The following is a 12,551-nucleotide window of genomic DNA, read 5'->3' on the forward strand; positions in this document are numbered from 1 at the left end:
GGAGGGCCATTCGAGATGAGCACCACCGCCACGCCCCCCGCCAGGGTTCGCCGTGCCCTGCCGCCGCTGATGCAGCTGACCGAGGGCGCCGCCGAGCGGCTGCGCGGTCTCTATGCCGCCGGCGAGCAGGGCCGCCTGCTGCGCATCGCCGTCAAGACCAAGGGCTGCTCCGGCCTGTCCTACGACCTGTCCTGGGTGGACGGGCCGCAGAAGGGCGACGAGAGTGTCACCGACAAGGGGGTCACCGTCCTGGTCGACAGCAAGGCGAGCTTGTTCCTGATCGGCACGGTGATGGACTACGAGGTCAAGGCGATGTCCGCCGGCTTCACCTTCACTAACCCGAACGAGAAAGGCCGTTGCGGTTGCGGCGAGAGCTTTCACGTCTGAGGCCACTCGCTTTTGCTTGATCAAGCGGCAGCGCAACCGGCGCGACCCTTTACGGCTCATTTCCTTGGAATGTACGGCGGAGGGTCGTAGTGCGTGCAATCGTCATCGGTGTCTTATGGGGCTTCGCATTGCCGGCGGCGGCGATGGCGCAGCCGACCGGTCCGCGGATCCATGCCGGCGAGGGCATCGGCAGTATCATCAGCGAGATCCGCGGCGGGCCCATCTGGCACGACCCGACCGCAAAGGAGAGCAGTGCGGCGCTGAACGGCGAGCTGCTTTTTGTCAGCCCGGTTCCGGCGCGGCTGACCGCGGGGTTAGACTCGGTCTATCGCTGGATGCTGGAGCCTCGGGTGCATCTCGGCTTCACCGCCAATCTCGAAGGCAAGACCAGCAAGGGCTATGCGGGCCTCACCTGGACCACGATGCTGGCGCGCGACGTGTTCCGGCCGGGCGACGGGATCCGCTTCGACGTCCTGTTCGGCGGGTCGGTCAACGACGGCAAGCACGATGCGCGGCTGCCGGACCGGAAGGACCTCGGCGGCAACCTGCTGTTCCATGTCGGCGCGGAACTCGGCTACCAGGTCAACCGCCAAGTCTCGGTGTCCTTCTTCGTCGACCATGACTCGAACGGCGGCACGGCGCGTCGGAACCAGGGGCTGAACAGCCTGGGTCTGCGGCTCGGCTACGCGCTGTAGCGGCAGCCGCCGCGCGGACCGGGTGACGGCGCGGCGGGACCACCCGCCGGCGGCCCGCCATTCCTCGGTCCGTGACTGTACTCAATCATGGCCCGGTTCTTCTGTTCATAATCGGGCAAGAACTCACCGTTCTATTTCAGATATTATATTTTCACTGGCCCGTGAGATGGGCCCGTGTTAGTTGGCGATTGTCGTCGAGGGCAGGATAGATCGCCGGTCGACAGCGTACCCGCGGCTGTTCTGCTTGATCTCCGGCGGCCGCCCGGGTGGCGCAATGCTTCGCCATTGCAGTGCGCGGTGACCCTGACTGGGCTGAGAGCCGTTCACGGGAGAATTTGTCCATGCGGAAGGCCGTGATCATCGATGGCAATCCCTTCGTGCACACCTACTACGCCAAGGACAGTCGGCAGCTGATCGCCGAGACCGGCGGGAATACCGGCAACCTGGCGTTCCGCTTCGCCGTCGCCAGCCATGTCCGCAACCACACCCACCTCGGCTGGGGTGCGACGGTCGAACAGGTCCGCGCCGCCGGCGACATCGTCGTCCTGCCGCTCGCCAACCAGCTCGGCGCCCATACCGATCTCGGCCGGCAGGCGGACAAGCTGCAGGCGGTCGGCCTGCCGGTGGTCGGCATCGGCCTCGGCGCCCAGGCGAAGACGATGGACACGCCGGTGGAGCTCGGCGAGGGCACCCGGCGCTGGCTCGAGCTGATCGCCGGCAGCGCCCCCGCCGCGGCGCCCAACATCGGCGTCCGGGGCGCCTATACCAAGTCGCAGATCGAGCGCTTCTCCAGCGTGCCGGCCGCGGTCGTCACGGGCTGCCCGTCCAACTTCATCAACCTGGATTTCGACGTCGGCAAGGCCGTCGCGGATGGCTTCCGGCGCCGCTTCGACCGGATCGCGGTCACCGCCGGCATCTCGCACATCCCGCACCTGGCGGCAATCGAGCAGCAATTGGCGCAGATCGTCACCGACACCGGCAGCGCCTACATCGTCCAACACGACACGGAGATGGTGCAGCTCTCGCGCGGTGAATTCGCCGCCCTCGGCCCGGCGCAGTTCGAGCGCAACAAGGCCTATGTCCTGCCGCAGGCGACCGACGACGAGTTCAAGGCCTGGTGCCGGCGCTATGCCATCGGCTTCTACGACATCCGTGCCTGGATGGACTCCCTGCGGCGCTTCGACTTCGTCACCGGCACCCGCTTCCATGGCGTGATGCTGGCGCTGCAGGCTGGCGTGCCGGCCGGCTGCATCGCGCATGACAGCCGGACCTACGAGATGTGCACCACCATGGGGGTGCCGGTAATCCATGTCTCGGCGATCGACCGTCCGCTGACCAGGGACAATGTCCGCGACTATTTCAGCTTCGACCCCGACCAGTACCGCGCGACGCGCGGCCGCCTGGCAAAGGCCTATGTCGCCATGCTGGACGCCGCCGAGCTCGATGTGGAGCCGCGCCTGCGGAAGCTCGAGAGCCAGGGCAGCTAGCCCGTCCTTGCCCGAAGGCCGATCCACCGTCGCGCTGGCCCCTCGCGGCAAGCCGCCGCGTCCGGGCCCCGTCGCCCTCCGCCTCGGCGCCCTGGGGCGTGCGGCCCTCGGCCTTTGCCGCCGGGCCGCCGGAGCTCCGCGCCTCGGCTGGCTGGCGGCGGGCCTCGTCATGGCGCTCGGCGCCCCGGCCGCGGCGCAGCCGGTCGGCCTCACCCCGGCCGGGGGGCCGCGGACGCTCTACCGTTGGGCGACCGACCGCTGCGAGGACGAGTTCATCCCCGACGCCCCGGCCCGGGCCTTCCGCCGCGCCGATGGGCGGATGGCGCTGCTGGCCACGCACCGGGAGAACTGGATGTTGCTGGGCGACGACTTCGCCACCCTGCGGCCGGATTGCCGCTCGGTCCTGCGAAGCTCGGCGCAGGGTTCGGGCGAGCTCTGGATCGAGGCGACCTATACCCGCGACGGGCGGGAGGTCGTGGCGCTGGTCAGCCAGGACCTGTCGCTGCGGGTGCGGGCCGCCGGCTGCGACCGCCGCGACCTTCCCGGCCGCTGCTGGCTGAACAACATTCTCGCCGCCCGCTCGGCCGACATGGGGCAGAGCTTCGCGCTGGTCCCGGGGCCGAGCGGCATGGTCGCCACCCTCGGCGACCACTACCCGGCCGAGGCGCGGTCCCGCCACGGCGTCTTCACCACCAGCAACATCGTCCGGCACGCGGGCGCCTACTACATGGTGGCCTACCTGCAGGCCGAGGCGAGGCAGCCACCCGGCAATTGCCTGTTCCGGACCGAGGACCCCTTCGTCCCGGCATCCTGGCGCGGCTGGGACGGCAGGGACTTCGCCCTCGACCTCTCCGGCCCCGGCGGCGGTCGGCCCTGCGTGGCGCTCGCGCCGCAGGTGTTGCAGTCCGAGGTCCGCTCGCTGACCTACGTGCCCGGCCGCGGCGTCTGGCTCGCCGTGTTCCGGGGTCGCCTGCGGCTTGAGGGCGATGCCGCGCCAGTCCCCGGCTTCTACTACGCCCAGTCCCGCGACCTGCTGGCCTGGGAGGCGCCGCGCCGCCTCTGGGCCGCGCCGACCGAGGCCAGGCGGGACGACGCGACCAGGGTGACCAACTACCCCTCGCTGCTGGACCCCGCCAGCGCCTCGCGCAACTTCGAGACGCTCGATTCCGGGCGGCCGGTGCTGCTCTTCACCGTGCAGCACCTGCGGCAGGGCCAGGGCAGCATGGACCGCGACCTGCAATACCTGCCGCTGCGGATGGACTGATACCGGACGCACTAAGGCCATACCTTCGTGCGCCTCAAGCGGCGGGCGTCCTTCGGTGTCCCGGCCATGCGGGCCACGGGTCGGAACCTCCTGCGCCAAGTGTGAGCCGCGGTCCGCGGCCGCCGGACCCCTGGACGGGGCGCAGCGGCGCGCCGGCCTTCAGCCTGCACGCCATCCGCCGCGGCCCGTGGCCTGGCGCCTCAGGCGACCCCGGCCTGCAGCAGCGCATGCACGTGCAGCGCGCCGACCGGCCGGCCGGCCTCCAGCGCCACCAGCACCGAGATCTTCCGCTCGTTCATCTCCTGCAGCGCCGCGCTCGCCAGCATCTCCGGCACCGTGGCGTGCGGGTTCCGCGTCATCAGCTCGGCCGCCTTGCGCGCCATGATGTCGGGCGCCATGTGCCGCCGCAGGTCGCCGTCGGTGATGATCCCGGCCAGCGCGCCGGCCGCATCGACGACGATGGCGCAGCCGAGGCTGTGGCCGGTCATCGCCACAATGACCGCGCCCATGTCCATCTCCTGCCGCACCAGCGGCAGGTCGGGCGCCCGCTTCATCAGGTCGCCCACCGTCAGCAGCTGGGCGCCGAGCTTGCCACCCGGGTGGAACTGGTGGAAATGCGCCGGGGTGAAGCCGCGCCTCTCCAGCAGCGCCATGGCGATGGCGTCCCCCAGCGCGAGCTGGATGGTGGTCGAGGTCGTCGGCGCCAGGCCGTGCGGGCAGGCCTCCTCCACCCGCGGCAGGATCAGCGGCACGTCGGCCGCACGGCCCAGCGCGCTCTCGGCGCCGGCGGTGATGGCGAGCAGCGGCACCCGGTGGCGGCGGGAATAGTGGATGATGTCGCGCAGCTCGGCCGTCTCGCCCGACCAGGACAGCGCCAGGATCACGTCGCCCGAGGTGACCATGCCGAGGTCGCCGTGGCTGGCTTCGGCCGGGTGCAGGAAGAAGCAGGGCGTGCCGGTCGAGGCCAGCGTCGCGGTGATTTTGCCGCCGACATGGCCGCTCTTCCCCATGCCGGTGACGATCAGCCGGCCGCGCGCGGCATGGATGGTCTCGACCGCCTCGACGAAGCGCTCGCCGAGCGGGCCATCCATCGCCGCCAGCAGCTCGCCGAGGCCGGCGCGCTCGACCTCCAGCGTCCGGCGGCCGGCGGCGCGGATGCCGGCGGCATCGGCCGGGCCGTGGCGGAGCGCCGCATTGGCCGGCTGCGGGTTCATGCCCTGGCCTCCCCCTGCGGCGCCAGCATCCGCCGCGCCTTCTCCAGGTCCGCGGGGGTATCGACCCCGAGCGGCACCTCGTCCACCTCCATGGCGTCGATCCGCATCCCGGCTTCCAGCGCGCGCAGCTGCTCCAGCTTCTCCCGCAGCTCGAGCGGCGAGGGCGGCAGCGCGACGAAGCGCGCCAGCGCGGTCCGGCGCCAGGCATAGAGGCCGATATGGTGCCAGAGCGGCCCCTCGCCCCAGGGGGCGGTCGCGCGGGTGAAGTAGAGCGCCCGGTGCCGCCCGCCGCCGAGCGCGGTGCCGATGAACTTGACGACCTGGGAGGCGGTGCGGTCGGGCAGGTCGTGGATCTCGGCGATCAGCGTCGCCAGCGCGACCTCGGGCTCGGCCATCGGCGCGAGGGAGGCGCGGATGGCACCGGCCGAGATGGTCGGCAGGTCGCCCTGGACATTGACCAGGATGTCGTGCCGCCCGTCCGGGTCCAGCCGGCCCAGCGCCTCGTGGATGCGGTCGGAGCCGGAGAGGTGGTGCTCCCCGGTCATCACCGCGGTGCCGCCATGGTCACGGATGGCATCGGCGATGGCCTGCGCGTCGGTGGCGACCGCGACGGCGCCGACATCGGCCTCCTGCGCCCGCTTCAGCACATGGACGATCATCGGCAGGCCGTGGATGTCGAGCAGCGGCTTGTCCGGCAGCCGCGTGCTGGCCATGCGCGCCGGGATCAGGACCAGCGGGTTCATGCCGGCAGCACGATCCGCCGCGCCTTCGCCAGCCGGTCGAAGGCCATCAGGTCCTCGATCAGCGCGGGGAAATCCTTCAGCGGGATCATGTTCGGCCCGTCCGACGGGGCGCGCTCCGGCGCCTCGTGCGTCTCGATGAACAGGCCGGCGACGCCGACCGCGACCGCGGCGCGGGCCAGCACGGGGACGAATTCCCGCTGCCCGCCGGAGGCGCCGCCGAGCCCGCCAGGCTGTTGCACCGAGTGCGTGGCGTCGAAGATCACCGGCGCGCCCATCGCCGCCATCTGCGGCAGGCCGCGCATGTCGGTGACCAGGGTATTGTATCCGAAGCTGGTGCCCCGCTCGGTCGCCAGGACGTTCGGGTTGCCCGAGCCGGTGACCTTGGCGATGACGTTCCGCATGTCCCAGGGCGCCAGGAACTGACCCTTCTTGATGTTCACGACACGGCCGGTCCCGGCGGCAGCGACCAGCAGGTCGGTCTGGCGGCAGAGGAAGGCGGGGATCTGCAGGATATCCACCACCTCGGCCGCCGGCGCGCAGTGGCCGGGCTCGTGCACGTCGGTCAGCACGGGCAGGCCGAAGCGCTGCTTGATCTCGGCGAAGACTTCCATGGCGCCGGCCATGCCGATGCCGCGCGCGCCGGACAGGCTGGTGCGGTTGGCCTTGTCGTAGGAAGCCTTGAAGACCAGGCCGATGCCGAGCCGCTCCGCGATGCCCTGCAGCGCCTCCGCCATCTCCAGCGCATGGGCCGGGCTTTCCATCTGGCAGGGGCCGGCGATCAGGCTGATCGGCGCGTCGTTGGCGAAGCGGACAGTGCCTGCGGTGACGACGGGGGAGGGGGCCAGCGGGGCTTCAGTGTTCGACATCGCTTACCGGGAGCCGGTCCGTCCGGACCGGGCCGCCGCCTTCCAGTTGGGGGGGCCGGGATGCGGCCCTGCCGGCGCAGTCTGGCAGGCCGCGCGCCGGCGCCGCCGGTTCGTGCAGGCTGCAGATAGGCGAAGCGGGGCGGGCGCGAAAGCCCGGCTTGCCGCGGGGCAGCTCCTTTCCCCCCCAGGGCGGCGGCCCCGGGACGCGAAGCCCCGGCCAGGCGAGGTCGCCTGGCCGGGGCCGGATCGCCGTGGCGGCGGGCCCCCGCGGCCCGCCGGCGCGTCAGACCGAAAGGGTCGCGCCGGAGGCGTGGCGCAGCGTCACCTCGCCGCCCTCGCCGTGCAGGAAGCGCAGCGGCGTCTGCCGGTTCGGCGAGGCCAGCGCGACCAGCGCCGTCATCCCCTCCGGCACCCGCAGCCGGTAGACGGTGCCGGGGGCGATGACCGCCAGGTCGCACTCGCCGAGCGCCAGCGTCTCGACCGAGGCGGCGGCGGCGGCGGCGGCGGCGAGCGAGAGGCTGGCGGCGCTGCCGGCCAGCCAGCGCGATTCGCCGCCCGGGGTGAATTCCGGCAGCGCATGGCTGTCGCGGACGATGTCGAGCAGCATCCGCCCTTCGCCGATGCCGGCGACCAGCGCGGCGCATTCGGTCGGCGAGGGCAGCGGCTCCGCGGTGCTCGGCTGGCTGAAGGGCGTGGTGCCGCGGGCGAGCTCGACCCGGCAGACCAGCGGGTTGTCGTCGAAGGCGCCGCGCAGCAGGCCGAGCGCCGCGTCGCGGAACAGCAGCTCCGGCAGCGCCGCCAGCAGGTCGGCGGCGTCGAGGCTGCCGCGCGTCGCCAGCGGGCCCTCGGGCAGTCGGGCCGCCGCCTCGGCCACCCGCGCCTCCAGCCCGGCCGGGGCCAGGGCGCCCTGCAACAGGACATGCCCGGCCTCGATGAAGCGGCCGAGCGGCGCGGCGACGTCCTGCGCCACGGCGCCGATCGCCACGCGGCCGGCCAGGCGGCGGCGCGCATCGACCCGGTCGGTCCAGAGCCCGCCGAAGATGCTGCGGGTCCAGCCGACGCCGGGGTGGCGGGCGCGCATGGCGCGGAAGGCGTCGACGAAGCCGGTCAGGTTGGTGCGCGGCAGCTCGGCATCGCCGCGGGAGGGCTTCACCGAGACGAAGGCGAGCTGGGACGGGTCGATCGCCGCCCCGAAGGCGATGCGGAAGCCGCAGCGCCCGTCGCCGAAGCCGGCCTCGGCGAGGTCCGGCCGCTCGGCATCGGCGATGGCCTCGCCGATCACCGCGCCGTTGATCATGGCCTGGACCAGCAGCGGCTCCCGCGCCTGGTCGTCATGCACCCAGCCCGAGGCGCCGAGCGGGGTGATGTCGTCGATCGACCCGCGAATGGTCATGCTGCAATGTCCCTGGTTTCGGCGCGCGGCTGGCGCAGCGCCTGTTCGTAGAGGTCGCGGATGGCGGCGCCGGTTTCGGCGATGGTTGGCGGCACCGCCATGGTCTGCTGCAGCGCCGTCAGGCGCTGCGGCTCCCTGGCGAGGCCGCGGAGCAGGGCGGCGAGCGAGAAGGCGCTGCCGGCCTGGAAGTGGAAGCCGTCCCGCCCGTTCCGCACCTTCTCGGCCATGCCGCCGATGTCGGAGCAGATGACGGGGCGGCGGTTGAGCAGCGCCTCCTGGATCACCAGGGGCGAGTTCTCCCACCAGATGGAGGGGACGAGGACGGCATGGACCGAGCGCATCAGCGCATCGACCCGGCGGTTCTCGTAGGGGCCGCGGAAGCTGAAATTCGGCGGGGCCTTGGCCAGCCGCGCCTCGAATTCCTTGCGGAAGGGCTCGGGCTGGCCGGAATGGTCGCCGTGGACGTCGATGCGGATGTCGGTGATGCCCTGGGCGTGCAGCATCTCCGCCGCGTCGAGCACGACATTGATGCCCTTGAGCCCGGAGATCTGCCCGAAGAAGCCGACGGTCAGCCCGTCGGCCATGCTTGGGTAGGGGTTCGGCGCCGCCGGCCCGGTGCGGATCGGCATGCCGTTCTCGATCATCGTCAGCCGCTCGGCCGGCAGGCCCCAGGCGACGTAGCGGTCGATCAGGAAGTGGCTGGGCGAGACGAAGTGGTCCACCAGGCGGAAGAACCGCTTCATGAACAGCTCGCGCAGGAAGAAGTCTGGCTCCGGCTTCTCGGGGAAGCACTTGTGGCAGGCGCGCGGGCTGGCGCCGTCGCAGAGCGCGAAGTTCTGCCGCTTCACCATCTGGCCGAAGTGGTTGCAGATCGCCAGGTACTCGTGCAGCGTCAGGACGATGCGAACGTCCGGCAGCACGCGGCGGATCTGCAGCAGGACCTCGATCCCGAAGTTCGTGTAGTGGTGCAGGTGCACCACGTCGGGCTTGAGGTCGGCCAGCAGGGTCATGAACTCGGGTGGGAATTCCGGATCCCCGTTCGAGTGGATGAAGTGGTCGAAGCCGTGCCCGACATAGGCATAGTCGTCCGGCCCGAAGGGCTGGATCAGGCGGACGCCGAGCCGCTCGCCGATCTTCCCCGGCGCGGCGGCGAGGAACCAGGTGGTCACCCCCGGCTGCGCCTTCAGGTATTCGTAGAGCTGGAAGGCGGCGATCTCGGCCCCCCCGCGGGAGACGCGCGGGTCCATGTGCGACATGACCAGCACGCGCAGCGGGCGGCGTTCCGGCTGCGGCAGCAGGCGGATCTCCGCCGGCGGCGGGGCGACTTTCTCGCTGCGGCGCTTGCCGCGGCCTTGCAGGGCTGCGCGGATCATCGCGGCGCTTCCTTCGAGGGATGGACGGGTCATGACAGGCGCAGCACCGCGTCGGTGCCCGGCGAGGCTTCGGGGAAGAGATGCCCCCAGCGCCGCGCGAAGCTCCAACCATTCACCAGGGTCAGGTTGTGCCGCCAGAAATTGCCCGAGCTGCCCTGCGACTGGCGCTCCAGGTGCCAGAGGATGGCGTCCTCGTGCACCGCGCAGCCGAGCCCGCGGGCGCGGATGCGGAAGCAGAGGTCGGCATCCTCGAAGTCACCGACGACATAGTCCTCGTCGAAGCCGCCGAGCTCGTTGGCCAGGTCGCGGCGCAGCACCATGCAGGCGCCGGTCACCGCTTCCGCCGGCTGCAGGCCGCGCGAGGGCGGCCGGATGCGGCCCTTGCCCGGATGCATCGCATAGGGGAAGCCGCCGAGCTGGGGCAGCCGCTTGAAGGTCATGCCGCTGTGCTGGACCGTGCCGTCCTCGAAGGTCAGCAGCGCGCCGGCGATGCCGAGCGCCGGGTCCGCCTCCAGCGCGCCGGTCAGCAGGTCGAGCCAGCGCGGCTCCTCCGGCATGACGTCGGAGTTCAGGTAGCAGACATATTCGCCCCTGCTGTGCGCCAGGCCGGCATTGTTGGCCGGGGCATAGCCGAGGTTCTCCTCCAGCAGCACCAGCCGCATCGGGATGCCGAACCGGCGATAGGCGGATTGCGCCAGGTCCATCAGCGCCTGCCGCTTCGGCGGGTCGTCCAGCACGTAGACCAGCTCGTCCGCCGGCAGCCCGTGTTCGGAGAAGAGCGCGCACTGGTACATCAGGTAGTCGATGCGGCCATAGAGCGGGACGATGATCGAGCAGCGCGGCGCCTCGGGCAGGTCGCCGACCGCGACGATGGTCGGCGCGCCGGCGGCGGCGAGCCGATGCCGGTTCAGCGCGACGACCGGCGGGCCGAGGACGCGGTCGCAGCGGTCCACCACCTCGTCCGGCGCCAGCTGCACCGCGCCCAGCAGGCGGCGGATCGCGCCGACCCCGCCGCCGCCCGGCGCGGGCAGCGGCTTGAACCCGATCTCGCCGGTGGCGAGCTCGATCTCCAGGTGCATGTCGGCGGGATCGAGCCCGGGCGCCTCGACATAGGCGAGGAAGCCGTGCTTCGCGTGGTCCAGGCTGAACCGGCTGGCGAAGGCCTCGCGGATGTCGGCGCGCTCGGTGGCAATCCAGCGCTCGCCCAGGGGGGCCGAGAGCGTGCCGCGCGAGCGCAGCCGGATCGCGGCCACGGCGCGGCTGGGGTCGAGCCACCAGCCCATCAGCACGGCGCCGGCGCCCGGCGCGACCAGCAGGCTGTCGACTTCGAGGTGCAGCGGCACCGGCAGCTTCGCCAGCGTGTCCTCGCCCTCGTAGGCCGGCTGGGCAAGGACCTTCAGCAGCGCGGTCCGCGGCTTGCGGGTCGCGGCGCCGAGCAGCATGCGCACCATGGCGACCAGCTCGGCCTCGGGCATCCGGGCGATGCCGAGGGAGGGGGCGAGCGGCCGGGCCTCGTCCAGCGTCACCTCCAGCCCCTGCAGCAGGCCGGGATCGTTCAGCGGGCTGGGCAGGAAGGCGATGTAGCCGAGGCCGAGGCCGCTGATGTCCTGCCGCGGATAGGGGCTGATCGCCGCCTCGACCTCGACGGTGCCGTCCTCGAAGCGGGCGGCGGCGCGGCAGGTCTCGACGCCCTGCAGCGCCTCGCCGCGCAGCCAGCCGCCGAAGAACCAGCCGCCCTGGGCGCGGCTGTAGCCGTGCCAGTCGACGAAGCCCGCGGGCTCGGCGGCGGTCCCGGCGGCGGGGGCCGGGGCCGCGGCGGGGCGGGCGCCGCGCTGCACCAGCCGGCTGCGCCGGCTGCTGCTGCCCTGCAGCGCGCCGATCCGCTGGCCGCCGGCCAGCAGCGCATAGGCATGGTCGCCTTCCAGCAGGTCGCGCTCCAGCCCGGCCGCGGCCATCAGCCGGGCGATGTCATGCAGGCCGAAGTCGAAGCCGAGCTGCCCGCCGCGCTGGACCGTGGCGAAGGGCAGGTCGCGCCGGGTGGCGTTGAGGCTGAGCGGGATGCGCGCCGTCCCGTCCACCACCAGCTCGAGCGCGGCCTCCTCCGCCGGGCCATGCCATTGCGCCGGGTCGAAGGCCCAGCCGGCGATGCGGTCGGGCGCGACATGGTCGAGATGGCCGCGCGGCCGGAAGGGCCGCGGCGCGAGGGCCGCGAGCGGCTGCACCAGCAACTCCCGCACCCCGGCGCGGAGCGCCATGCTCAGCGTCTCCACCGGCCCCTCGGGCCGCGGGATGTCGACCAGGAAGCCGCAGGGCTCGCTGGCGATGCCGCGCTCTGCCAGGTCGCGCCGGCGCAGGAAGCCGCCGACCGGATGCGCCCTGCCATCCGGCAGGGCGAGCGAGATCGCGGCGCTTGGCGCGCGGCCTTCCGGGCCGGTGACCCAGCCGCTGACCAGCAGGAAGCGGGTGCCGAGCTCCACCACCTCGATCCGGCCGCGATGGCCGGCGGCGGGCTTCGGCGGGACGAGGATGGCCGGGGCTGCGGTGTCGCTCATCGATCGGCCTCGCATGCTGCCCGGGCTGCGCATCCGGGGACTCTCAGGTCTTCGTTCGGGCGAGGAAGGGTCATGCGGCTCGACACTCCGTCGTCTTCGGCATCAGGTAGGGGCCTGGCCCCAGGCGCGAGTCCGGAGCGCCGGGCCGGGGCTTCCGCCCGGCTCGCCTGTTCGGCTCTGCAATGGGGCATTCTTCAAATCCGCCGTCCGGAAGCGCCTCGCGGCGAAGCTCCCCTGGCCGTGACGCCAAACTGGCCGGCAGCGGTGAATGGAATGTGAACCTACACGCTATGCGTGCAGGATTGTCGGAGGCCGGTGCCGCATCCCGGAGGTTGAGGCGCACGCGTGCCGATCCGGGGAATCCTAGAGCAGATCCCAATCAGGGGGATCACCTGATCGGGCGAAGAGGCTTCGGAACACAATAACCTAGAGCATTGGCCGTGAACGCATGTGAGCGGGAAACGCTCTAGTGTCCTGATCTCGAAGTTCCTACGATTCTGATGCAGGGTCGTGGGGGCTGGCGATGGGCAAGGCGGCGGTGGCGATCGAGCTGACGACGCCGGAGCGGCGGGAGTTG

General features: G+C 72.0%; 10 protein-coding genes. 4 read left to right on the top strand and 6 right to left on the bottom strand.

The annotated features are described in order from the left end of the window. The first annotated feature begins 15 nt into the window (after positions 1 to 15). From E2C06_RS17625 to E2C06_RS17640, 4 genes are all read left to right on the top strand, one after another. Positions 16 to 387: a HesB/IscA family protein gene (locus E2C06_RS17625; RefSeq protein WP_133289930.1), complete on the top strand. Its 372-nt coding sequence runs from the start codon at positions 16 to 18 to the stop codon at positions 385 to 387. 89 nt (positions 388 to 476) lie between these two features. Further along, a complete protein-coding gene (locus E2C06_RS17630; RefSeq protein ID WP_133289931.1) occupies positions 477 to 1,082 on the top strand; it encodes an acyloxyacyl hydrolase in 606 nt (201 codons plus the stop codon). A 341-nt stretch (positions 1,083 to 1,423) separates the two neighbouring features. Continuing rightward, entirely contained in the window at positions 1,424 to 2,569 is a 1,146-nt protein-coding gene (locus E2C06_RS17635; protein WP_133289932.1) for a polysaccharide pyruvyl transferase family protein, read from the top strand. 7 nt (positions 2,570 to 2,576) lie between these two features. Beyond that, positions 2,577 to 3,833: a hypothetical protein gene (locus tag E2C06_RS17640; RefSeq protein WP_133289933.1), complete on the top strand. Its 1,257-nt coding sequence runs from the start codon at positions 2,577 to 2,579 to the stop codon at positions 3,831 to 3,833. Positions 3,834 to 4,033: 200 nt separating this feature from the next. On the opposite strand, the gene E2C06_RS17645 is transcribed toward E2C06_RS17640, so the two are convergent. The 6 genes from E2C06_RS17645 to E2C06_RS17670 form a co-directional block, all read right to left on the bottom strand. Continuing rightward, entirely contained in the window at positions 4,034 to 5,047 is a 1,014-nt protein-coding gene (locus E2C06_RS17645; RefSeq protein ID WP_133289934.1) for a KpsF/GutQ family sugar-phosphate isomerase, read from the bottom strand. Continuing rightward, positions 5,044 to 5,790: a 3-deoxy-manno-octulosonate cytidylyltransferase gene (locus E2C06_RS17650; RefSeq protein ID WP_133289935.1), complete on the bottom strand. Its 747-nt coding sequence runs from the start codon at positions 5,788 to 5,790 to the stop codon at positions 5,044 to 5,046. The genes E2C06_RS17645 and E2C06_RS17650 overlap by 4 nt, the downstream gene beginning before the upstream one ends. After that, positions 5,787 to 6,656 (bottom strand): 3-deoxy-8-phosphooctulonate synthase, encoded by an 870-nt coding sequence (kdsA, locus tag E2C06_RS17655; protein WP_133289936.1) that lies wholly within the window; start codon positions 6,654 to 6,656, stop codon positions 5,787 to 5,789. The genes E2C06_RS17650 and kdsA overlap by 4 nt, the downstream gene beginning before the upstream one ends. Positions 6,657 to 6,939: 283 nt before the next feature. Continuing rightward, positions 6,940 to 8,049 carry a hypothetical protein gene (locus E2C06_RS17660; protein WP_133289937.1) on the bottom strand — a complete coding sequence of 370 codons (1,110 nt, stop codon included), beginning with the start codon at positions 8,047 to 8,049 and terminating at the stop codon, positions 6,940 to 6,942. After that, a complete protein-coding gene (locus E2C06_RS17665) occupies positions 8,046 to 9,422 on the bottom strand; it encodes a glycosyltransferase (protein WP_165982454.1) in 1,377 nt (458 codons plus the stop codon). The genes E2C06_RS17660 and E2C06_RS17665 overlap by 4 nt, the downstream gene beginning before the upstream one ends. A gap of 29 nt (positions 9,423 to 9,451) precedes the next feature. Next, positions 9,452 to 11,974 carry a glycosyltransferase gene (locus E2C06_RS17670; protein WP_133289939.1) on the bottom strand — a complete coding sequence of 841 codons (2,523 nt, stop codon included), beginning with the start codon at positions 11,972 to 11,974 and terminating at the stop codon, positions 9,452 to 9,454. Between the last annotated feature and the right edge of the window lie 577 nt (positions 11,975 to 12,551).

It is taken from the genome of Dankookia rubra, assembly GCF_004355005.1.
GTDB classification, from domain to species: domain Bacteria; phylum Pseudomonadota; class Alphaproteobacteria; order Acetobacterales; family Acetobacteraceae; genus Paracraurococcus; species Paracraurococcus ruber_A.

Excerpts from the sequence above, each read along its gene's own strand:
- E2C06_RS17625 (WP_133289930.1), top strand. The coding sequence starts at position 16 with ATGAGCACCACCGCCACGCCCCCCGCCAGGGTTCGCCGTGCCCTGCCG.
- E2C06_RS17635 (WP_133289932.1), top strand. The coding sequence starts at position 1,424 with ATGCGGAAGGCCGTGATCATCGATGGCAATCCCTTCGTGCACACCTAC.
- E2C06_RS17645 (WP_133289934.1), bottom strand. The coding sequence starts at position 5,047 with ATGAACCCGCAGCCGGCCAATGCGGCGCTCCGCCACGGCCCGGCCGAT.
- E2C06_RS17650 (WP_133289935.1), bottom strand. The coding sequence starts at position 5,790 with ATGAACCCGCTGGTCCTGATCCCGGCGCGCATGGCCAGCACGCGGCTG.
- kdsA (WP_133289936.1), bottom strand. The coding sequence starts at position 6,656 with ATGTCGAACACTGAAGCCCCGCTGGCCCCCTCCCCCGTCGTCACCGCA.
- E2C06_RS17660 (WP_133289937.1), bottom strand. The coding sequence starts at position 8,049 with ATGACCATTCGCGGGTCGATCGACGACATCACCCCGCTCGGCGCCTCG.
- E2C06_RS17665 (WP_165982454.1), bottom strand. The coding sequence starts at position 9,422 with ATGATCCGCGCAGCCCTGCAAGGCCGCGGCAAGCGCCGCAGCGAGAAA.
- E2C06_RS17670 (WP_133289939.1), bottom strand. The coding sequence starts at position 11,974 with ATGAGCGACACCGCAGCCCCGGCCATCCTCGTCCCGCCGAAGCCCGCC.